Source organism: Bdellovibrio sp. HCB-162, assembly GCF_047344985.1.
Lineage (GTDB): Bacteria > Bdellovibrionota > Bdellovibrionia > Bdellovibrionales > Bdellovibrionaceae > Bdellovibrio.
This window is the reverse complement of record NZ_CP178861.1, coordinates 3,377,501-3,397,479: the sequence shown is the minus strand read 5'-3', so window position 1 is coordinate 3,397,479 and position 19,979 is coordinate 3,377,501. Positions and strand designations below refer to the sequence as shown.

At 45.6% G+C, this 19,979-nt stretch carries 17 protein-coding genes; 7 read left to right on the top strand and 10 right to left on the bottom strand.

Features of this window, described 5'->3' with window-relative positions; all coding sequences use genetic code 11:
* The first annotated feature begins 169 nt into the window (after window positions 1-169).
* The 3 genes from ACLSSO_RS16305 (at window position 170) to ACLSSO_RS16295 (ending at window position 3,514) form a co-directional block, all read left to right on the top strand.
* A complete protein-coding gene (locus ACLSSO_RS16305; protein ID WP_295901869.1) occupies window positions 170-1,801 on the top strand; it encodes a hypothetical protein in 1,632 nt (543 codons plus the stop codon).
* Between the two features lie 106 nt (window positions 1,802-1,907).
* On the top strand, window positions 1,908-2,522 hold the full coding sequence (locus ACLSSO_RS16300) for a thymidine kinase (protein ID WP_295901870.1): 615 nt from the start codon (window positions 1,908-1,910) through the stop codon (window positions 2,520-2,522).
* Window positions 2,523-2,710: 188 nt separating this feature from the next.
* Window positions 2,711-3,514 (top strand): S1 family peptidase, encoded by an 804-nt coding sequence (locus ACLSSO_RS16295; RefSeq protein WP_295901873.1) that lies wholly within the window; start codon window positions 2,711-2,713, stop codon window positions 3,512-3,514.
* 31 nt (window positions 3,515-3,545) lie between these two features.
* On the opposite strand, the gene trmFO is transcribed toward ACLSSO_RS16295, so the two are convergent.
* Window positions 3,546-4,868, bottom strand: coding sequence for a methylenetetrahydrofolate--tRNA-(uracil(54)-C(5))-methyltransferase (FADH(2)-oxidizing) TrmFO (gene trmFO / locus ACLSSO_RS16290; protein WP_413943429.1), 1,323 nt, complete (start codon window positions 4,866-4,868; stop codon window positions 3,546-3,548).
* Between the two features lie 22 nt (window positions 4,869-4,890).
* Here trmFO and ACLSSO_RS16285 point away from each other — a divergent pair, with 22 nt between their 5' ends.
* Entirely contained in the window at window positions 4,891-5,286 is a 396-nt protein-coding gene (locus ACLSSO_RS16285) for a DUF721 domain-containing protein (protein WP_413944829.1), read from the top strand.
* A gap of 11 nt (window positions 5,287-5,297) precedes the next feature.
* Here the strand turns inward: ACLSSO_RS16285 and ACLSSO_RS16280 are convergent, their stop codons facing one another.
* From ACLSSO_RS16280 to ACLSSO_RS16240, 9 genes are all read right to left on the bottom strand, one after another.
* Entirely contained in the window at window positions 5,298-7,865 is a 2,568-nt protein-coding gene (locus ACLSSO_RS16280) for a hypothetical protein (protein WP_413943428.1), read from the bottom strand.
* A 12-nt stretch (window positions 7,866-7,877) separates the two neighbouring features.
* Entirely contained in the window at window positions 7,878-9,095 is a 1,218-nt protein-coding gene (locus ACLSSO_RS16275) for a hypothetical protein (RefSeq protein WP_413943427.1), read from the bottom strand.
* Window positions 9,096-9,215: 120 nt separating this feature from the next.
* Window positions 9,216-10,190 (bottom strand): S1 family peptidase, encoded by a 975-nt coding sequence (locus tag ACLSSO_RS16270; protein WP_413943426.1) that lies wholly within the window; start codon window positions 10,188-10,190, stop codon window positions 9,216-9,218.
* Window positions 10,142-10,456: a hypothetical protein gene (locus ACLSSO_RS16265; protein WP_295901890.1), complete on the bottom strand. Its 315-nt coding sequence runs from the start codon at window positions 10,454-10,456 to the stop codon at window positions 10,142-10,144. The genes ACLSSO_RS16270 and ACLSSO_RS16265 overlap by 49 nt, the downstream gene beginning before the upstream one ends.
* Before the next feature lie 126 nt (window positions 10,457-10,582).
* A complete protein-coding gene (locus tag ACLSSO_RS16260) occupies window positions 10,583-12,793 on the bottom strand; it encodes a fibrinogen-like YCDxxxxGGGW domain-containing protein (protein ID WP_295901892.1) in 2,211 nt (736 codons plus the stop codon).
* A 91-nt stretch (window positions 12,794-12,884) separates the two neighbouring features.
* Complete coding sequence (locus ACLSSO_RS16255; RefSeq protein WP_295901894.1) at window positions 12,885-13,697, bottom strand: MlaD family protein; 813 nt, start codon at window positions 13,695-13,697, stop codon at window positions 12,885-12,887.
* Window positions 13,697-14,443, bottom strand: a complete 747-nt coding sequence (locus tag ACLSSO_RS16250) for an ABC transporter ATP-binding protein (protein ID WP_295901897.1) — start codon at window positions 14,441-14,443, stop codon at window positions 13,697-13,699. The genes ACLSSO_RS16255 and ACLSSO_RS16250 overlap by 1 nt, the downstream gene beginning before the upstream one ends.
* Window positions 14,440-15,228 (bottom strand): MlaE family ABC transporter permease, encoded by a 789-nt coding sequence (locus ACLSSO_RS16245; RefSeq protein ID WP_413943425.1) that lies wholly within the window; start codon window positions 15,226-15,228, stop codon window positions 14,440-14,442. Before ACLSSO_RS16245 ends, ACLSSO_RS16250 begins: the two co-directional genes overlap by 4 nt.
* A complete protein-coding gene (locus ACLSSO_RS16240; protein WP_295901902.1) occupies window positions 15,228-15,665 on the bottom strand; it encodes a hypothetical protein in 438 nt (145 codons plus the stop codon). Before ACLSSO_RS16240 ends, ACLSSO_RS16245 begins: the two co-directional genes overlap by 1 nt.
* Window positions 15,666-15,922: 257 nt before the next feature.
* Here ACLSSO_RS16240 and ACLSSO_RS16235 point away from each other — a divergent pair, with 257 nt between their 5' ends.
* Genes ACLSSO_RS16235 through flgB form a run of 3 tightly spaced genes read left to right on the top strand, consistent with a single transcriptional unit; the run spans window position 15,923 to window position 19,979 of the window.
* The gene (locus tag ACLSSO_RS16235) at window positions 15,923-18,718 is read left to right on the top strand and encodes a tetratricopeptide repeat protein (protein ID WP_295901904.1); all 2,796 of its coding nucleotides are present in this window, start codon (window positions 15,923-15,925) and stop codon (window positions 18,716-18,718) included.
* 8 nt (window positions 18,719-18,726) lie between these two features.
* The gene (locus tag ACLSSO_RS16230) at window positions 18,727-19,569 is read left to right on the top strand and encodes a sigma 54-interacting transcriptional regulator (protein ID WP_295901906.1); all 843 of its coding nucleotides are present in this window, start codon (window positions 18,727-18,729) and stop codon (window positions 19,567-19,569) included.
* Complete coding sequence (gene flgB, locus ACLSSO_RS16225) at window positions 19,566-19,979, top strand: flagellar basal body rod protein FlgB (protein WP_295901908.1); 414 nt, start codon at window positions 19,566-19,568, stop codon at window positions 19,977-19,979. Before ACLSSO_RS16230 ends, flgB begins: the two co-directional genes overlap by 4 nt.

The following is a 19,979-nucleotide window of genomic DNA, read 5'->3' as shown; positions in this document are numbered from 1 at the left end:
CGGCACCTCTTTGGAAAAATCTTCAACCCTGGTGGGGAGTTACAGGCAGGCGTCACAAACTGAGACAGAACTCACAAATCTGACGCAGACCCTAAAAAAGATCATGTTTAGAAGCAAAGATTCCGAAAAGTAAATGGCAGTTCGTCTATATTTTCAGGGGAATGGTCTTATGAAATCGTGGCTCGCTATTGTCTCGTTAGCCTTTGCGATCGGCCTTTCGTTGGAAGCCAATGCTGCTCCGTTTGTCGGGGTGAAGTATTGCGAACCCAGTTTGAACGCCTGCCTGAAAAAGAGTAAAGACAAAACCCAATGCGGTCAGGAATACGAAACCTGCCTGAAGACCACCGGGGGTGTTCTTGAGCGCAGCGACGGAAGCATGACTCAGCGTTATCACCCGGACAACCCGCAGTTTAAAAAGTGCCAAGCGCAAGGTCTGATTATTGGAACCAAAGCGTTTGACGCCTGTATGAATGGTGCGGGGACTTCGACAGCGTCAACGCCTCGAACTTCACGTCCGCCTGTGACTTCTCCAACAACGACGGCGAGTACGCCTTCCGTGGATGACACCACTCCAACTCCGCAAGAAGATCCCAACACGCCAGAGTCTCGCGCGTGCCAAGCGGAGTTCGCCGAAGCTTATCAAAAATGCGAGGCTGAAAGTCAGATCGCCGTTTCAAACTGTGATAGCGAAAATGATTCGGATCTCGCTTCGTTTTCAAATTCCACGAATGATTTGGCGATTCGTTTAGGTGCAACCGCCGCAGCAAGTATCACGCAATCTTGCACGGAGATGGCAAAGGTCAGCCAAGCTGCGAATGCGACCGTGGCGACCTTCCGTACTAGATGTAAAGCGGCTCAAAATTCTTGTTTTGATAGCTGTGCGCGAGTGAACACGTTTATCTCTGAAAGATCATCGACATGTTTTCCGCACTTAACGTCGCAACAAGTTTCAGAAGCGATGTCGCAATATCAAAACAACGTTTCTGGAAATAGAACCAAGTGTGAAGCTCTCGATACCAAAATTACTGAAGCGGAAAAAGCGATTAAAGAATACGGAAATGCTCTGACTGTGTCTGCCGGATGTCGCGAAGATACTTACGGCGGTCTTGCTGCCAATGCTCCTGAATTTTGTAAAGCCACACCTTCTTATCCAGGTTGCAGTCGCGCCAATCCCATTGATTGCTCAGACCCAACAGCCGCTGTCGAAAATCGCGTGTGCATCTGTCAGAAAAATCCCAATGATCGCACGTGCACTTTAGCCGAACAAAAAGAGGGAGGAGAATCTGTTGCCGCAAGCTCAGATCCTTCCGGCCGTTTGCCTTCGCAAGCTTCTGGTGGCGGCGGCGGAGATATGTTTGGAACTCCCTCGATCACTCAAGGAAAACCGAACTCAGGGGGACCGGGAACTGTCGCGGAAGGCCGTCAAGGTGGAGAAGCGCTTGGAGGTTCCGGCGGCGGAAGTGGTAACGGCGGCTCTGCTTCCGGTCGTGGTGTCGCGAATGCCGGAGATGGCAATGAGCACGGTGTTCTTGGTGGCTTCTACGGTGGTGGAGGCGGCAGTTACGGCGCCTACGGAAATGGCTCCGGCTCTGGGACTGTGGCCAACGCGAATGGAGCTCAACGCGTGGGCGGGAACTCCGCGTCTTCACAAGAGTTGCAAAAGTTTTTGCCTGGTGGCCAAAATGATCGCCGTTATCCCAATGGAGCCAGCGGACCTGATGGCATTACCGGTCCACACTCAAACATTTGGCTGAAAATTCAGAATCGTTATCAAAACGAAAGCTCAAATCTGATGCCTTAATGCGCGAGGTTATTCTAAAAAATAGGCAGAAAGCCCTCCCTGATTGACTCTCCGGACGGTTTGTTTGATCGTGATTTCGATGAAGACAACGAACTGAGGGGTTAACGTGTCTGAATTTTCTTATGTTCATGCCAGAGGTTGGATCGAGGTAGTTGTAGGTTCCATGTTCAGTGGAAAAACCGAAGAGCTGATCCGTCGTTTGCGTCGTGCCGAGTTCGCGCGTCAGCAAATTCAAGTTTTCAAACCGATCATTGATAAACGCTATAACGAGATGGCGGTCACATCTCACGATCTGACAACGATTGATTCTTTACCGATCAACGATGCGGATGAAATTTGGAATCATCTGAAGCCCGGCACCAAAGTGGTGGGCATTGATGAAGGACAATTCTTTTCGCAAAATCTTGTGACAGTAGCGCAAGATCTTGCAGACCGTGGTCTTCGCGTGATCATTGCGGGCCTTGATACAGACTGGCAGGGAAAACCTTTTGAACCCATGCCGACATTGATGGCGATTGCAGAAAGCGTGACAAAGCAACACGCTGTTTGTGTTGTTTGCGGAAATACCGCAAGCCGCACGCAACGTACTTCCGGCGGAGATGGCCAAGTTCTTGTGGGAACTCACGATGCTTATGAAGCTCGTTGCCGTCAGCACTTCAAACCTGAAGTGGATATGCCGACTCTCGATTGGAAATTGAAACGCGAAGCAGATCTTGCTTAGTCTTTTGATGGAAGTGTTTCTTCGAATGAAAGAAACGCTTCTCCTCTGAAAATCATCTTCTTAAAACGCAATAGTTCCCTCTGGTGGTGACGAAGTTTTCGACAGAAACAAAGTCTGTCACTTTCCATCTTTTTCCCCCTTTCCCTCTGAAAAACTGCTAAAACTAGGTCACTCAATTGAGGTGATCTATGATCAAAAAACTCTCGATGGCTTTGATGGCAGCGGCGATGATGTCGGCGTGCGCGGGACAGAATTCCTCCGAAATTCTTTCGCAAGATTCTCAAAGCGGCGTCGTGGGCGGTGAGAAGGTGAACATGGTTTCTCCGATTGCGCGCTCGACGGTGGGGCTTTTTGATGAAATGACAGGATCTCTTTGCACAGGCACTTTGATTTCTTCGCAGTTGATTCTAACCGCCGCTCATTGTGTGGTTCCGGGTTCTCACGATTTGTTGGTATTTTTCACTCAAGATTTTAATGACATGAACGCCTATAACTCTCGTTATGCATTGAAGGCTTTGCAACATGAGGACTTCGATAATAGTAAAAAGCAAGACAGAGCCGATATCGCGTTAGTGCGGATTACAGGCGACTTGCCTGCGGGTTATGCTCCTGCTCCGCTATATGGTGATTTTAAAAATCTTCAAGCGGGTACCGAGACTGTCGTTGCCGGATACGGTGTAAGCTCAGCATGGATTGGGAATAAATCAGGAGTTCTTCGCACCACAAATCTAACAATCAAAGCAGCTCAGTTTGGAAAAACGGAATTGATGATGGCGCAGTCGACTCGCAAGGGTGTTTGCCAAGGAGATTCCGGCGGACCTGCGTACATTCAAAAAGATGGAAAGTTGTATTTAGCAGCTGTTGTCAGTCGCGGAGACGCTTTGGATTTAGGAATCACGGCAAAATGTCCTAACAATTCCATTTACTCTCGCGTGGATGCCTATCTGCCGTGGATTAAAAAGACGTCTGAGTTTTTGATGTCGATTCGTTAAAAAGAAAAAGCCCGGAGGACCCGGGCTTTTTTTATGCTTGCCAACTTTCCAGTGCTTCTCTGGCCAAACCAATTTGTTTTTTCTTACGAAGCTCTTTGTCTCTTTCTTTTTCCGCAAGGGGAGGCAGAAGAGCAAAGTTGATATTCGTTGGTTGGAAGTGCTCGGCTCTTGTGGGATCTATGATAGCTTCAAGCAAAGATCCAAAGGCACTCGCGCGCGGAGGCGGCGAGAACGGACGATCTTGCAATTTCTGATGCAAGAAGCGAGAAACCATCAACCCCGTGCAAGTGGATTCAAAATATCCTTCCACGCCTGTGATTTGTCCTGCGAAGAACAGCCAAGGATCATTTTTACTGGAAAGATCTTTGTTCAATCTCTTCGGAGAATTAATAAAAAGATTTCTGTGAATGCTTCCTAGCTTTAAAAACTCTGCGTTCTCAAGACCCGGGATCATGCGGAAGACGCGCACCTGTTCGCCATAAGCCATGCGCGTTTGAAAGCCCACCATGTTGTAAGCAGTGCCTTCTTTGTTGTCCTGGCGAAGTTGCACGACAGCCCAAGGATAACGACCCGTGCGAGGGTCATCCAGGCCAATCGGTTTCATCGGACCAAAGCGCAATGTCTGAGGGCCACGATCCACCATCACTTCAATCGGCATGCAGCCTTCAAAGAAGTCTGTTTTTTCGAAATCTTTGGGCTCAATCTTGCGTGCGTTTTTAATTTCTTCAATGAAGCGATTGTATTCTTCTTTGTTCATTGGGCAGTTGTAGTAATCACCCGTGCCCTTGTCATAGCGATCGGCCTTCCACGCAATTTCTGTATTGATTGAATCCGCATCAATGATCGGCGCAATGGCATCGAAGAAATACAAAAACTCATCGCCAAAATGTTTGCGCATGCTTTCTGCTAAATCATCGTGAGTCAAAGGACCTGTTGCGATCACGGCCGGGCGAGGAATTTCATCCAAAGATTTTACAACGTCATTGCGAACTTCAATGCGCGGATGATTTTTAACTTTCTCTGTCATGACCGCAGAGAAAACTTCACGGTCCATGCCTAAGGCTTGTCCTGCGGGAACCTGCGCTTCAAAAGCGGCTTTAAGGATGTGAGAACCCAGTTTCTGTGCTTCCCATTTCAGTTGTCCTGGAGCTGAATGCTCACCCAGGCTGCCAAAAGAATTCGAGCACACGAGTTCTGCAAACTTATTTGTCTTATGCGCGGGAGTCATAGTTCTATCGCGCATTTCGTAAAGGACGACCTGATAACCCATGTCAGCAAGTTGTAAAGCGCATTCTGAGCCCGCGAGCCCCGCGCCAACGACTGTAATTTTTTGATTTTGAGTGAAATTTGTCATCTTTGTGGTAGACCTTTTCTTAATGGATTCCAATCAGAAACCCAAAGGCAAATTATCTATCGGCTCGGAAGTACTACAGAGTCTTTTCGAAAATGGCAAGTCGCCATTGTCCGAGCAGTTTATGCGCTGGAAATTATGGGCAAAATGGGAAGAGGTTGTGGGTCCTACCATCGCTAAAAACGCCGAGCCTGTGGGCTTTCAAAGAGGCGTATTGTTCGTTTGGGTGCGTAACTCGACGTGGATGCAACAAATGAGCTTTATGGGGAATCACATCCGCGACACGATCAATCAGAAATTTGAGAAAAATTTTGTAAAATATATCAAGTTCACCTTGGACCGCCGCGAAGTTCCGAACTCAGATAAAGAGAGTTTTAAAGAGATGATCCAAAAAATCGCTCCAGAGGGCGACAACGACTAAGAAGTCTTCTTCTATTGGAGTTCCTCGAGGGCTTTCAACCAAGGAGTTGAAATCTTCTCAAGTTGAACTTGGCTCGCCTTCGGAAGGTGGGGTTTCAACTCCATCAAAGCTAAAAGCGCGTTCACTTTTTGAGGGAAGTCGAGCTTTGAACCGTCGCCATTGATGTAAAAGCGCTCTTTCGAGTTATAAAGCTCTTTATTCATCGCGAAGTAAATTTCCTGGGCGGACCAAAGATAAGCGTCTAGTTTTGTGATCTCCCAGGCTTTTAGGAGCGCGCGGATTCCGTAAATCTGTTCTTCCACCAAAAACTCTGGATTGTTCGAGCGCTCCTTTTCATTCAAATAGTAATGCGCTTGCAACAAAGATTTTTTCGTCATCAGTTGATTGGAAATAAAATTTGCCAATGCGACAACAAGAAGTTTCAAATCACGACGGCCCTCAAGAAGAGCGTCAAGAGGAGCCAGTCCTTGAGCGTCCTTTTCTAGCAAGATGGAAGACTTGGTATTTTCAACTCCTTCAGTCGCACTAAGGAAGTCGCCAATGGATAATAAAAATCTTGCGACATCTTGAGATTGAACAACATTCGACTTGCGACCGTCTTTAATATCCACGATTCCGGCCATGATTGCAGTTTCTGCGCTTGTTGAGTATTGATCGGCCCATAGAACATCGTTGTTCAAAGTCAGTAAGAACACGGGCGTCGCTTTCTTCGTGATATCCTGAAGCAGAACCGCCACGTCACCAATATTTAAGGCAAAGAGCATATCTTTTGGAAATAAAGAACGGTTTAAAGCTTCTGACTGAATTTCCTCCGTCAGTTCCTGAGCTTTGATTTTTCCTAAGATATGATCAAAGCTAGATTCCTTCCAGTCGGCCGTCAGACGAAGCATGTGGCTAAGACCTTTGATTTGTTCCGCATAAGACGCGGCAGAAAAGTTTTTGTCATAAACCATTTTTTCATCTGCGTGAAAGGCGTCTTGCATACGGATTTTGTCCGGGATGCGATAAGAGATCAAAGACGCTGTCAGATTCATTAAGTCCAAAGGCTTCTTTTCATGCTCCACAGGTGACAGCAAGGCTGGAATTAATTTGTTTTGATCGTCACGATAGCCACCGATGCTAATTAATTTATTCACTTGTGAAAGAGCTGACTGCAGACTCAAGGCCTCTGCAGGGGAGCTATGTTCAAGCAAGAGAGTGTTGGCCATCATTGATGTTCCAGCGGTATTGGCTTTAAGATCTGTGAGTGTACCGACACCTTGCAAAGACATTTTATTTTTGGCAGAGATATCAACTTTGACGGTGGATACTTCAAAACCAGAAACCTGACCTTTAAAGGTTGGCAAAACTTTTTGCCCCCATTTAGCCAAAAGCGTTTTGATATAATCCGCGTAGTTTTTTTGCACGGAAAGAAGCTCGCCCGCTTTGCTCACAAGTCCCGCATCAATCTTATCAGCAAAGGTTTGGGGAATTTCGGTTGCGAAAGTCTGAGCAAAGGCTTGGATTTGTTCAATCACGTAACCGCGCGTCTTTTCATTCATCTGGGCTCGCAGTTGGTCTAAGCCGTACTTTTTAATTTTTGGAAGAATGAAGAGTTTCTTTGCAATACCCTTAAAAATTCCGCCGGAGCAACCATCGCGACGAAGGCAGTCTAACTCTTTAGCATCTTGCTTCGTCAGAAAATCATAGAGGTCATCATTCACAGGTTTAAAATAGAGAGCCTGTTCTTCGGGAGTGAGAATTCTCCAGATATCCACAAGAACAGTAAGACCTGTCTGAGGTTCGTCGCTAATAGCATCAAGTCCCTGTGCGATCTGACGCCCTTGTTTAAGACTTTGGCTTAATTCAGGCGTTAACTCGACTTCAAATTTGCTAATCCCGTTTTCCACGAGGTTTAAGGACTGAGTCAGCGTTTTTGTTTTATCAAGTTCAGCTAAAAGAGCGCGCACCTCTTTGAAAAGAGGCTGTGTTTGCGCGATCAACTCGTCATGGACGCCTTCAGAAATCATCTGTGGCAAATCCATGTTATTTAAATTATCTAGCACAATACTTGTGAAGGTTTCCGCATGATGAAGAACACTTGCAAGACTTTCGGGTTTTTGTGGCCATAAATAGCTTTTTCCCAAAGCCAAAATATTTTCTCTTAAAACTTTACGGGATCTTTCCAATTCCGTTGAAACTTCATTTAAAGTTTTTTGCACTTCTTCCTGCGTTTGTGCTGCCGCCAGAGCAGCAAAAGGACTTTGTGCTAAATCCACATAGTTGGTAGTTTGCGGTTGTTGATAGAAATTTTTAATCCACTGAAGACCTTTGTTTGTTAATGCCTCATTGTGCGTAAGTTTTCCAAGGGCCACGAGATTTTCGGCTTGTTGAAAATAAACCGCCGTCGGAACCGAAGCCTGCCAAGAAAGCTGAGCAGGGGAGGCATCAAAGGTTTTTAAACCCGACGAAACATCGGCATCTGCCGAGCGTGGGCCAAACGATGTGGTAGGCGCATCAAAACGACGTTCTTCGACCTTGGGTGCGCAGGCACTTATCAGAACTGTCGTTGATATTAAAATTTTGATGTACCTTTTCACTCTTCAACCCCTCTAGAAGAACATCATTAAATTAAGTTCTTGAACCAGCTGTCTTTCCACGTTCATTCCGGCGATCACATCAGACACTTCAATTGAAACGATCATCGGAATCAAAGCGGTCTTCTTAAAATAAGACTTCACGGAACTATAAGACACTTCCGCCTTCACTCGTTGCGCTTTCATATCCGTATTAAGTGCCAAAAGATCATAGCGAGAATTTTTTGAACCGCTAAAATGATCTTCATCCTTTGTGGCGTATTCGTAGCCGCCACCGAAAGTCCAACTGTCATTGAGTTCATAAAACAGATTTCCACCCAAAGTCGCTGTGTTGCCGAGTTGTCTTTTCACGCCTTCCTTGGAGTTGGCGTCAGGAAGTGTGTCATCTTCATTCGTCGGAACACGGGCGGTGATCTGATCGGGGATATTTAGAATATAAGAGAGGTAAGGGACAACTGAAATTCGCGAGGTCAACTGTTTCGAATACGCAATGGTGTTGTTCACATTTGTTCGACCAAAAATATTTAACGCCGCGAGGTCGTCTGGATCATATTGAGGTCCTGTCGGAATACTCAGCTGCGCTTGGTAAATAATTGCTTGGGATTTGTCTTCATAGAATTTGTATACGCTTGCGACTTGCACGTCGCCCAAAAAAGATTCGCTGCGGTTGGTGAGAGCTTTGTAACCTTTTTGTTGCAAAGTCTGATTGGTGGCTTGTCCTAGATTTGTATTTAACGCTTCATCAAGCTCCGGACTGAGACCTGAAAACTGTGCGCGATAATATTCGATATTTGAAAATTGCTGAGACAAAGAAATTTTATTTTCATAACTGACGATGGGAAGTCCCACTCCCAGAGTCCACTTTGCAGTCACACCCCGGGCAAAGACCGGAGCGAAGTATTTTACTTTCGGCATGGTCTCTACACGCAAAACTCCCAAGTTGAAGTTATCGCCCAAGCTGTGCGAGCCAAAACGGTTCAAAGCTTCAATGAGTTTTTTGGCGTCTTGATTGAATTTTGCTAAGTGGGAAGCGTCGAAGATGACAGACTTATAATCTCCGAGATTCATCAGAGTTCCGTTTTCAGTGTACTTCTGATCAATCCCGTCAATCATACCGAAACGGAAAGAAGGACTGTTGATTCCCTCAGGAAGAACGTTTGTCGACGTCAAGGCGTGGGCGCAAAATGAACCCAACAATCCCAAAATTGTTACAAGAACAGCGGACCGTTTCACCTAAAACCTCTTCAAATCTGTTTCTAACGTCTCCAAAAACGAAATTGAAAGCAGTCTGGAAAATGTGAGCTAAATTTGTGCCAGCTATTTTGCACCCAAGTTGCCGATAAGATTGAATGTTTACTCTAGAGAAAGTTTCTCCATTTCGGGCACGATCCAATCCAAATAATGTTGAACGTTCACGTACTCGCCACGGTAATTACAGATGTCAGGAGCGTTTCCGTTGGCGTCGGGAATAAAACGGGTCTTTGAAACCACGCCCACAAGGTAAGTGCTGACGCCGATATCCAACATAGCCGGTCCGCCGGAGTCTCCTTGGCAAACACCTTTACCGGCTGTTTGATCGACGTAAAAGGTTTGCTCACTGGCTTTAAAATTTACAACATTCAAATCCACAGTGCGCAGAGTTCCGCCATCGGCTGCAACGTCTTTTCTTCCCGAAGTGCGACCGAATCCAGCGGCTTTGATTGTCGTGAGATTCAACGGATTTTCTTTGCTTGGCAGGGCTAAAATTTCAACTTGTTCTGGAAGAGCCAATTCCAAATGCAAAAGTGCAAGATCAGAAGTTTTGTCTTTCGCGTAGTCAGGATGGGGAACAACTTTTATAACTTTAAAATACTCCGTTTTTCCGTCTGCGGTTGGAAGTTCGATGCGATTGATATCTGCGACTTCAGAAAGGCAATGAGCCGCTGTCAGAACAATTCGCGGAGCAATCGCGGCTGCCGTGCACTGAAACGCTTTCCAAGTGATTTCAATGGTGTTTTCCGTTGTGACTTCTTGTCTGTCATAGAGAACTTTAAAATTGAGAACTTTTTGCGTGATAGGATCGGCATAGGGAACTTCACGGCCTCCAACGATAGAGTCCGATTTATCTGCGGAAAGAACCATATTGCGGGAATTGGATCCTTCACAGGCACTTAACAATAAGAGAGCAAGAACAAGCAAATTTCTCATGCGATGCTTGCCTGCAAAATCGCAACTAGGCCAAGAGCTTTTATCTTGGAAGTGAACTGTCAAAAAGTTTGATAGTGCCCATTCTTGGCGGCTTAAAAAGCCCAAACCACTTCCGTTGAAAGTTTCATTTGTTTTTGCCAAGCCTCTTCGGTGTTTTCGTAGGCCAAGCGGCTGGAAAGGTGGCAGGGCTTAAAGAGCTTATGAAGTTTGTCTTTCCAAACAACTTGAATTTCTTTGCTGTCCGTCTTGGTTTGCAGTCGATCGTGATAGACGACCTCTGTGCTCAGTTGATCTAAACCGACTTCCTTAAACGGCACCACGTATTGAAAATCCGCCGCGAAGCAAGTGGCTTGAAGGGTTAATAACAAAGTGATGACGACGACTGTTGTTTGAATGATCTTTTCCATGAATCCAACAATAGTGACGCGTGAGGGCTTTCACTACTCACGTTTCCTTCTCTTCAAGACCATGTGCAAGAATCTTACGAAAACAAAATCTGCGGGACTCAGAAAAAGGATTTTGGGCCAGCTTTTTTACCTTAAATAGAAACCAAAGTTACACCAGCCTTTGCCGCTATAGCAAAGCTCTGTTGCGATGTAACCGGGAACAATACCCTCGTTCCCGGAGTTAACAGAGATATTGAATTGATCGGAAGAATTATAGTTGTCATTTGCAGTTTGTCCCGCACATCCGGCTGTGCGACTTGTGTGGCGAAGGGTTCCCGCACATCGAGTGGAATTGTAGTTCCATTGTCCCAAGCCGTTGTCGATGAACGGCGATCCTGTGTAGGCGGGCGCAATCAGCATCGCGTCTGTGGAATTCACTAAAGAAGAAAAAGATTCCACGTTAATCGAAGCAAGTCCTCCTCCTGAAAACTCGGCATGGCGATGAATATTGGAAGGGTTCACAGGCGTTGTGAGGAAGGTGGCTGCCATTCCTGTGGCACTTGTGTTTCCGTAGTTCCAGGCCACGAGCGTCCAACCTCCTCCATCAACAACCATTTCGCAGAAAACACGGAAAGGAGGATTTCCAGTTCCGGCACCGTCAGGATCAATCACATAAGTGCCGCTGCCATAATTGTAGCCAAGATCACGATACTGTTTACAGCTTTTCGGAATTGTCGAAGGCATCGAAGCTTCTTTAATCCAAAGTTCCACTTCAGGGACACTCACTCCCGAACCCGCAACAGCGTCTGCCGCAGGATATCCTCCAGGAGTTCCCCAAGGAGCCGTTAAGCCGATCGCATAATAGTAGTTTCCAATATTAACGGAGCCGTCAAGATAGCTCTTGTTGCCGTTCACAGGGCCGTGTGTGCCGTTACCTAACTCAAGACCGCCCCACGCATTGGTGGTGGAAGAAATATTTATTCCTAAATAATTAGTGACGTTCACGTCATCGTTGGGATCCGTTGCCTGCACCCAAATATTTTTTTGAGCGGGAACGCTTGGCCAATCGATACGAAAGACATAGCGATCATAAGTTTTGAAATCTTTGATTTTATTCAAAATCGAATATTTTGTTGAAGAGGGAGTGCCCTCGTTGAAAGACTGCGCTTCTGTCACAGTGGAAAAATATCCTGCGGAGACGTTGTGGCGAAAGATTCTTGTCCAGCCCCCGCCGTCGTTGGTCATATCACAGTAAACTTGGTAAGGGGCATTTCCGCCGGGTCCGTCAGAGTCAATTTGGTAGTATCCTGAGGTACTAATACCACCGAGATTTTTTAATTCAAGACAACTTGCATAGTACGGGTACTCGCGCACATACATCCATCCGTTACCGGCGCCGTTTCCTGTAGCATCACCCCATTGTTTTAAACTTCCACTCCAGTAAGCGCCGTTATAATATCCGCCGACACTTGTTTCGGCACCGCCGTAGAGAAAGCCGCTCCAACAAGCTGCAAACCAGAAAGGAGAATTATTAAAATAGCCGGCGCAGTTGTAGCTGGCATGAGTGTCATTGTCGCGATCCATTGTCGTGAGCGCGTAACCGTTATGGAGAACCATAAGACCTGGCGCTTGAGACCCTACCGTTTGATTTAAGTTTTTGAGATTTAATGTGTAGGACCAAAGAGGATCCAAATTCTGCACACTCATGCGCGCTTCTTGCTGAGTGCCAGCGCCGTTGTCACTGCTCCATTGATACATGAGTTCCATATAGCGTTTGTTTCGACCAATTTTATTCCAATTGTCCAATCCCAGAAAGTAATTGAAAGCCTCTTTGTTAGAGCTGATCATTGAGCAGTTACCGCTATAGTCGCTCGTGCTGCTATTGGCTGTTGAACAACGAGGCACCGAAGTGACAGTTTGGTCGTAAGTCAAACCCGAGGCAGGCTTATTAGTTCCATTGCGCGTGTTCGACCACACCAGCGTCCATCCGCCACCTTGTGTAGTCATATCACAATATGTTTTAATAGGAGCTGCTCCGCCAGCGCCGTCGGGGTCAATATCATACACGTTATTACCGAGGTAATCGCCGCTGTTGGTTTTGATTTCATAACAGGATTGGCAAGTATCGTATGTCACCGGAGAGGGTTTGTTCGATATGAACGTGGAGTAGGCCGTCGATGTTTTTGTTGGAAGGAAAAAATTCTTTGCGCCACTCGAGTTTGAAAACGTCCGACATGTGCCATGACCTTGCACGGAGACCTTTGAGCTCGCACCCAAATGGTAACCTTCAGTCAAAGTGTTAATCGCCCATGAAGGGACACTGAATAAAAGAAAGAAGCCGACGACGTTCCAGGTCATGAATTCTTATCGGCATCTTGTTAAGTCGTCCGAAGGATTTTAAAATAATCTGAGGAATATTTAATGCTGTCTCATCGCGAGACAGCAGATGCTACTGTTCCTCTTTTTCAATCGACGTGCGCAGAAGATTTTTGATATTGTTTTTACGAGTCGCTCCGCCTAGCACGGACTTTAACTGGTTGTGCAAGGAAGGATCATTGATAAGAGCCCCCAGAGTGCCCTGGCCCTTGTCGATTTTCGTAAGAATCGCATCGAGTTTGTCGATGGATTTTGCAAACTTCTCTCCGCCACCGTGACTTGAAGCTTCGGACATGAATTTTTGCGCGTCCTTACTTGTCTGGGTTAAATGTGTTGTCGCTGTTTCAAGATTTCCCATAATGCGACCCAAGCGATTTTCAGAGTTGATTGTGTGAGTGATCTTTTGAAGCTCCGTGATGATATCAAAAATTTTATTGGCTTCATTTCCGCGCTCAGAAATAATTCCAAAAAGATCTGTGGCTTTCGCTACGTCAAGTATATCACCTTCTTTGACAACAGCACCGCGAGGGTCCCCGGGAATAATAAAGACGAATTTATCGCCCAAAGCACCTTGCGTGCGAATCTCCACCTGAGAGCCCTGACGAATACGGCCGATGTAATTTTCATTGATACGCATTTTTACGTCGAGTGAGTTGATCTCTGGCAAGAAAGTGATTTCTTCAACGTTACCCACCGTCACACCGGATAGGGAAACAACGCTGCCTGCAGAAAGACCTTGCACTTGTTCAAAGTGAGCATGCACTCGCACATAAGATGTGAAAAGAGCTTTGTCGGCTCCTAAGAAAAAGATCGAACTTAAGATCACAACAATCCCAATGGCAAGAAAGATTCCGACTTTGAGTTGTGTGCTTGTGTGTGATTCCATTAGGCACTTTCTCCGTTGATAAACTGACTCATGGCTCCGGCAGGCTCCTGCTTGAGTTTTTCAATTGTGTATTGTTCACCGATGCGACCGTTGAGAAGCAAAGCGACCTTGTCGCAAACGGCATACACAGTCGGCATATCGTGAGTGACAAGAATAGAAGTCACTCCTTTGGATTTTAAACTTAAAATAGATTCTTGGATGCGTTTCGTGTTGTAAGGATCAAGACCCGCCGTGGGTTCATCATACAAAACGACTTCGGGATGCATCATCATCGCTCGCGCAAGTCCGACACGCTTTTGCATACCGCCAGATAAACTTCCGGGAAGAAGTTTTTCAGAGCCCTCAAGACCGAACTCTTGAAGCTGTTCGAGAATCTTCGTTGTGATTTCGTTTTCACTCAGTTTGAAATGTTCGCGAAGGGGATAAGCGAGATTTTCAAACACGGTCATGGAGTCAAACAAAGCACCGCCTTGAAAGGCGTAGGCCACTTTTTTGCGGATTTCGATAAGTTCATTTTCACCCATCGGTGAAATATCAACACCGTTAATAAGAATTTGCCCGCGATCAGGTTTTTCAAGTCCGACAAGACTGCGCAAAAGAACGCTCTTGCCAGTTCCTGAGCCGCCGATCAAGCCAAGGCATTCCCCTTTTCGCACATAAAAACTCACTCCCTGATGAACTTTTTTGTTCTCAAAGGATTTGTGAAAATCAATAACTTCGATGACGCCTTCTCTTTTTTCACTCATATCATTTTCTCGAAGATCCAAAAGAGTTTAGACAAAAAGAAATCTCCCACCACAATCAAAATGGAAGAGACAACGACGGCTTTAGTTGTCGCAATACCGACTTCTTTGGTTCCCGCCTTCACCGTCAAACCAAAATAACAAGACGGAACGGCGATAAAAAGAGCGAAGAAAAAAGTTTTACCAAAACCGGAAAGATAGTCTTGAATGCTTGAAGTCGTCATAACTTTCAAAAGATAAAAGTTAGGATCGAGATTCAATTCAACTGCGCCAACGATCAAACCACCGGCATTACCCACGATGTTGGCCATGGAAACAAGAATCGGCAGAGTGACAAGAGCCGCAAGAACTCTTGGAATCACGATCTTTTTAATTGGTGAAGTTCCCAAAGCACGAATTGCATCAATTTGTTGGGTTACAACCATACTGCCGATTTCACTCGCAATACCGGCACCGACACGCGCTGCCAGCATGAGACTGGTGAACACCGGACCCATTTCCCGTAAGATCGTGACGGCCAAAAGTTTTGGAACGTAGAGTTTTCCGCCAAATTTTTCCAGCCCCAGGCCGAATTGCAAAGACATCACCATTCCGATACTCACGGCGGTGATAACGATCAAAGGCATGGATCTTAAACCGATTTGATAAATCTGCTCTGCCACAAGTTTCCAATAAAACTTTCCACGGAAAAGTTCTTTGCAAACATCTCTGAACAGAAGACCAACGCCGCCGATGAATCGGAGGGTTTCGATCATGAATTCAGTAAAGGGCAAGCCGATGTTATTCATTAAGGCGCCTTGAAGTTCTGTTTAAAGTTTTCAAAGTATTTTTGTTCTGAAGAAAACTGTTTTTCAACTCCGCCGTAGCTGAGTGTGTAGCTGCAGCCGTTCTTTTTAAAAACGACCAACGCAACTTGCACGGGAACGCCATCGATTTTTCCCTGAGAAATACTTTCACGAGCAGCGCGCCCATTGAAAGAAACTTCATCGCTCTTGAGAATATGCAAATCGGAAAGGGCCCCAAGAGAATCCGTTTCAAGTTGTTGCAGTGTCGGCTCGCTGCTGCTGCCGCATTCGGAAAGATAGGAAATCGTATTGCCTGTTCTTTCGCTGATCCAGGCTTTATCGGAATTTCCTCCGCTCATATCTTTGAACGGTGATCCAGGTGCAGAAAAGCCGACATCCTTAGCGGACGTGACTTTGCCGCCGGGGAGTTGTACCGACACGCAACTTCCAAGAAGTAAACTCATGATGCAAACAATGAAGTGGTTTCTCATAGCACCTATCTATCGGAATCTTCTGAGGGAAAATTCAGTCTTGATCCATCAAATCAGGACCAAGGTCTCTGTCATGAGTTTGTCGGCCCCGCCAGAAATTCTATGAAACTTTTTGCCCATCTTGAACTTATTTGCCAATGGACCTTGGAAAGACCTGGCACCGTATGTGCAACAGCACAAAGAAGGGAAAAGAAGGGGTTCAAGGAGTGAACACTTTGCGATTATTAGTTGTGGCAGGATGCCTGTTCTTTGGTCTAGCTCCAGCGCAAGCTGGGAAGGTCAATGGCGTGATCAATTTTCAAGGTGACACTGTTCACATGGAATTGATGGGTCAGCAAAATTGGGACTATGACGTCAAACGCCTTGAAAACAAAGGCCAAACTGTCGTGCAAATGACAGTACCCGCTTTGGATGATTCCACGATTCAATCCCTTTCTACTTTTAAAAGTGATTTCGTTAAAGGCGTGACTGTCGATCAAAAAGGTCCGGATGGTAAACACGTCATTCAATTCACGCTTTCTGGTGATGATATCGATACGTTTGATTATCTGACAGATCAACCGTCACGTTTGATCATGGATTTTTATTTGAATCCAAATACTAAAGTTAAAAAAGCAGCAAAGCCTGTGGCGAAAAAAGAAGAAACTCTGCCAACGGAGCTTCCTGCTAAAGGCGCTAAACCAGTAGCAAAAGCAAAAACTGATAAAGCTGGTAAGAACAGAAAGCCTGCAACAGCAGATACCTTGGCCATTGCCGGTCAAGGTGTTGCGGTTGCACAAAATGATGAATCCGTTAAGTCTGGTATCTTTGATGGTGGTGATCCTGATTACGGTCGTTTTTCCGTGAAGGATTACGAAATTAAAGAAGAGGCGATGATTCGCGCCAAGGATAACTATTATATCCCATTCCCTATGCTGGAAACTCCGGTGGGTTATTGGGAAAAGATGAAAGTGACTCCGACGTTCTATCAAGTGTCGCCAAAATCTACGGAAGAAAACAAACAAGCGCGTCTTCTTTTGACTCTTTTTGAAAAGAAAAGATATGCGGTTTATTTGAAAACCCAAGAGTGGTTTAAAGATAAATATCCACAGTCAGAATACAACGAAGTCGTCGATTATATGACGGCCGATGTGCATTTGGCTTTGTGGGAAGAAAATGGTCGTCCCAAAGATTACGACGAAGCGATTCAAAGATACAAAGAGGCCATTGCAAAGTATCCGCAATCTCCTTTGGCGGAAAGAACGTCCTTAAAAATCGGTTATCTTGCTTTGGATAAAGGTGACTACCTCAGTGCGCTTCGTCTGCTCAAAGAGCATATCGATAATAAAAACTTTGCAGATAAAAATTCCCTCTCGAAAGATCTAGCTCGTTTAGGAACAGGTCTTGCGTTCATGAAACTGAATAAGTGGAAAGACGCTGTTGCTCAGTTTGATGATGTAGAAAAAAATTCTTCAAATCGTGATTTGAAAGTGGAAGCCGCTTTCCGTCGTGGTGACGTGTGGGTGCGTGCAAAAGACTACGCGAAAGCAGTTGAAGACTATAAAAATGCTTTAAAGAAATATCCAGAAGGTCAGAACTACTATCCGAATGCTTACTACAACCAAGCAGAGTCTTTGTTCTGGATGAAGAACTACAACCAAAGCTTGGATGCTTATCGTGAATTTGTAAAAAAATTCCCAAGCAGCGATCATGCTGCTTTTGCGATGACTCGTATGGGTGAGCTTTTAGAAATCTTCGGCGTGGATAAATCCCGCGTGATGGGGGCGTACTTGGAAACTTATTTCCGTTACGGAGAAAGTCCAAGTGCTGTCATCGCCCGCTTGCGTTTGCTCAGTGCCCGCATGAAGGGCATGAAACCCAAAGAAGTGAACAATGCCGTGGAAGAAATCATGTCTTTGGCTAAAAAGATTGATCTTCCAAATATCGAGCAGTTCTCAACGGTGATGGTGGCTGACGGTTACACTCGCCGTGATGAAAATCAAAAAGCGATTGATCTTTTGTCGAAGTACTACAAAGAACATCCAACTTCTGTGGACGTGCCATTGATCACAAACCGCATCGTTGCGAACATCAATGACAAACTTCAATCGGAAATTGATCACGGCGATTTTATCACAGCTCTTAAAACTCACACGCAGTATGCAGATAGCTGGCTTAAAAATTCAAAGCGTCTAGACACGAAATACAATGTCGGTCGCGCTTTTGAAATGGGTGGCGTGCCAGTGGAAGCTGAAAAATATTATAAAGATGTTTTGAATCGTGTTTACGCTATTCGTGGAACGCCGGAAGCTAAAGAAATTCAGGTGAAAGAAGAAATTCCGTCTGAAGATGAATTGAATCTGCGTTTGGCAGCCGTGTTCGCTCAAGAACACAAATACAATCAAGCCTATGAGTTTTTGAAAAACATCAAAACTCCAGAGAAGCTTAAAGAAGACGCACAAATTGAACGCGTGAATATCGCCGTTCGTTTGTTGGAAAAGCGCGGTGATAACGAATCGGCGATTCGTTACTTGGGTGAACTTCTTCGTACGTGGAAAGGTCAACCTGAATTGGTGGCAGAACCTTATTTGAAACTCGCGGAACTGCAATTGAAACAAGGCCGCTCTCCAGAAGCTCTTCAAGCCCTGGAAATGGTGGATAAGCTAGAAAAGGACTCTGACAAAGTCGCTCCGTCCGTTCATGCCAAAGCATTGGAAATGATGGGCGATATTCATTTGGAAAAGAGCCAGCAAGAACAAGCGATTGCTTCTTACGACAAGCTTCTTGAACAGTATGAAGAAAGCCGTCCTCTTTCTTCCATTCGTTACAAGCTAGGACAGATTTATTTCAAACGGGGCGAAATTCAAAAGGCCGCGGAAGTTTGGAATGAATTTAAAGGTGAAAAAAGTGCGTTCTGGAAAAACTTGGCGCAGGAGCAGCTTAAGAATTCCGAATGGCGCGATGGTTATAAGAAATATATCAAAAGAATTCCAGCGATGTCTGAGAACGAGCAAGGCAAATAGGAGTTTTGATGTCGTACTTTGATTTTGATGCTTTACACATTGAAGACAGAAGAATGCATGAAGTAAAGCAGCTCAGTTTGCAATTGGCAGCTACACAAGCAAGTTTATTGATTGTGGGTGAAGCAGGTGTGGGCAAAACGAGTTTGGCCCGTTACACGTACACGAAAAGCCGTTCACCGCGCCTGTATTGCCTTGATTGCAAAAATGCCGGTGGTTTTGATTTTTCAAAAGTCGACGGCGGCACATTGTTGATCGAAGATTTGGATTGCGCAAGTTCCGCATTGCAAAACGATTTGATGAAACTTGTGGAAAGAACCGATGGTTCTCGTCCCAGATTTATTTCGACATCTCGCCGCGATCTTCGTTCGTTGGTTAAACAAGAACAATTCCGTCAGGATTTATTTTATAAATTGGCGGTGGTTCACCTTGAAATTCCGCGCCTGGAAGATCGCACGACGGATTTTCAAAATATCGTGAATTTTATTCTGGAAGTTGCGCAGATCATGCACGGGAAAAGCGGCCTTCGTTTGACCGCGGAGGCTTTTGACCGTTTGAACTCTTGGAACTGGCCTGGCAACATCCGCGAGCTTGAAAACGTGCTGGAAAGAGCCGTGGTTCTTGCAAAATCTTCACTCATTGGGCCTGAATCCATTCAATTTGAGGCCGTTGTTGAAGATATGGCCTTGGATTTTGCTCCCGGCATGTCCCTTTCTGAGGTCGAGAAGCGTCTTATTATACAGACCTTGGAGCTGACGGCACAGAACCGGACGCGCGCAGCACAGATGTTAGGCATTAGTATTAGAACATTGAGAAATAAACTCAACGAATACAAGGAGGAAGGTGTTTTATGAGTAGTGGACTCTTCGATAAAACAACCAACGCTCTCGCCACGTCATTGTCGATGAGACAGCTTCGTCACAATGTCACGTCGTCGAATATCGCGAATGCAGAGACTCCGGGTTATCACGCAAAGAAAATGGATTTTGAAGGAGCTTTGCAAAGAGCTCTGGATTTGGATGGCGGCAATGCTCTGAGCACCAGCGACCAACAACACTTTGGAGTCGGCGGAGTTTCCGTTAGCAAAACTCGCCCTGATATTTATGATGATCCAGAAGGCGCAGTGAACAACGACGGCAACACCGTTGACGTGGAAAAAGAAATGTCCGCTTTGTCAGAGAACGCGATCATGTACAAAGCGGCACTTCAACTGATTAATAAAAAAATGGCGGCTCTAAAATACGCGGCGACCGAAGGGCGTTAG

Bases quoted from the DNA above. Each gene is read 5' to 3' on its own strand.
- ACLSSO_RS16305 (WP_295901869.1), top strand. From the start codon at position 170: ATGAAATCGTGGCTCGCTATTGTCTCGTTAGCCTTTGCGATCGGCCTT.
- ACLSSO_RS16295 (WP_295901873.1), top strand. From the start codon at position 2,711: ATGATCAAAAAACTCTCGATGGCTTTGATGGCAGCGGCGATGATGTCG.
- trmFO (WP_413943429.1), bottom strand. From the start codon at position 4,868: ATGACAAATTTCACTCAAAATCAAAAAATTACAGTCGTTGGCGCGGGG.
- ACLSSO_RS16285 (WP_413944829.1), top strand. From the start codon at position 4,891: ATGGATTCCAATCAGAAACCCAAAGGCAAATTATCTATCGGCTCGGAA.
- ACLSSO_RS16265 (WP_295901890.1), bottom strand. From the start codon at position 10,456: ATGGAAAAGATCATTCAAACAACAGTCGTCGTCATCACTTTGTTATTA.
- ACLSSO_RS16260 (WP_295901892.1), bottom strand. From the start codon at position 12,793: ATGACCTGGAACGTCGTCGGCTTCTTTCTTTTATTCAGTGTCCCTTCA.
- ACLSSO_RS16255 (WP_295901894.1), bottom strand. From the start codon at position 13,697: ATGGAATCACACACAAGCACACAACTCAAAGTCGGAATCTTTCTTGCC.
- ACLSSO_RS16250 (WP_295901897.1), bottom strand. From the start codon at position 14,443: ATGAGTGAAAAAAGAGAAGGCGTCATCGAAGTTATTGATTTTCACAAA.
- ACLSSO_RS16245 (WP_413943425.1), bottom strand. From the start codon at position 15,228: ATGAATAACATCGGCTTGCCCTTTACTGAATTCATGATCGAAACCCTC.
- ACLSSO_RS16230 (WP_295901906.1), top strand. From the start codon at position 18,727: ATGTCGTACTTTGATTTTGATGCTTTACACATTGAAGACAGAAGAATG.
- flgB (WP_295901908.1), top strand. From the start codon at position 19,566: ATGAGTAGTGGACTCTTCGATAAAACAACCAACGCTCTCGCCACGTCA.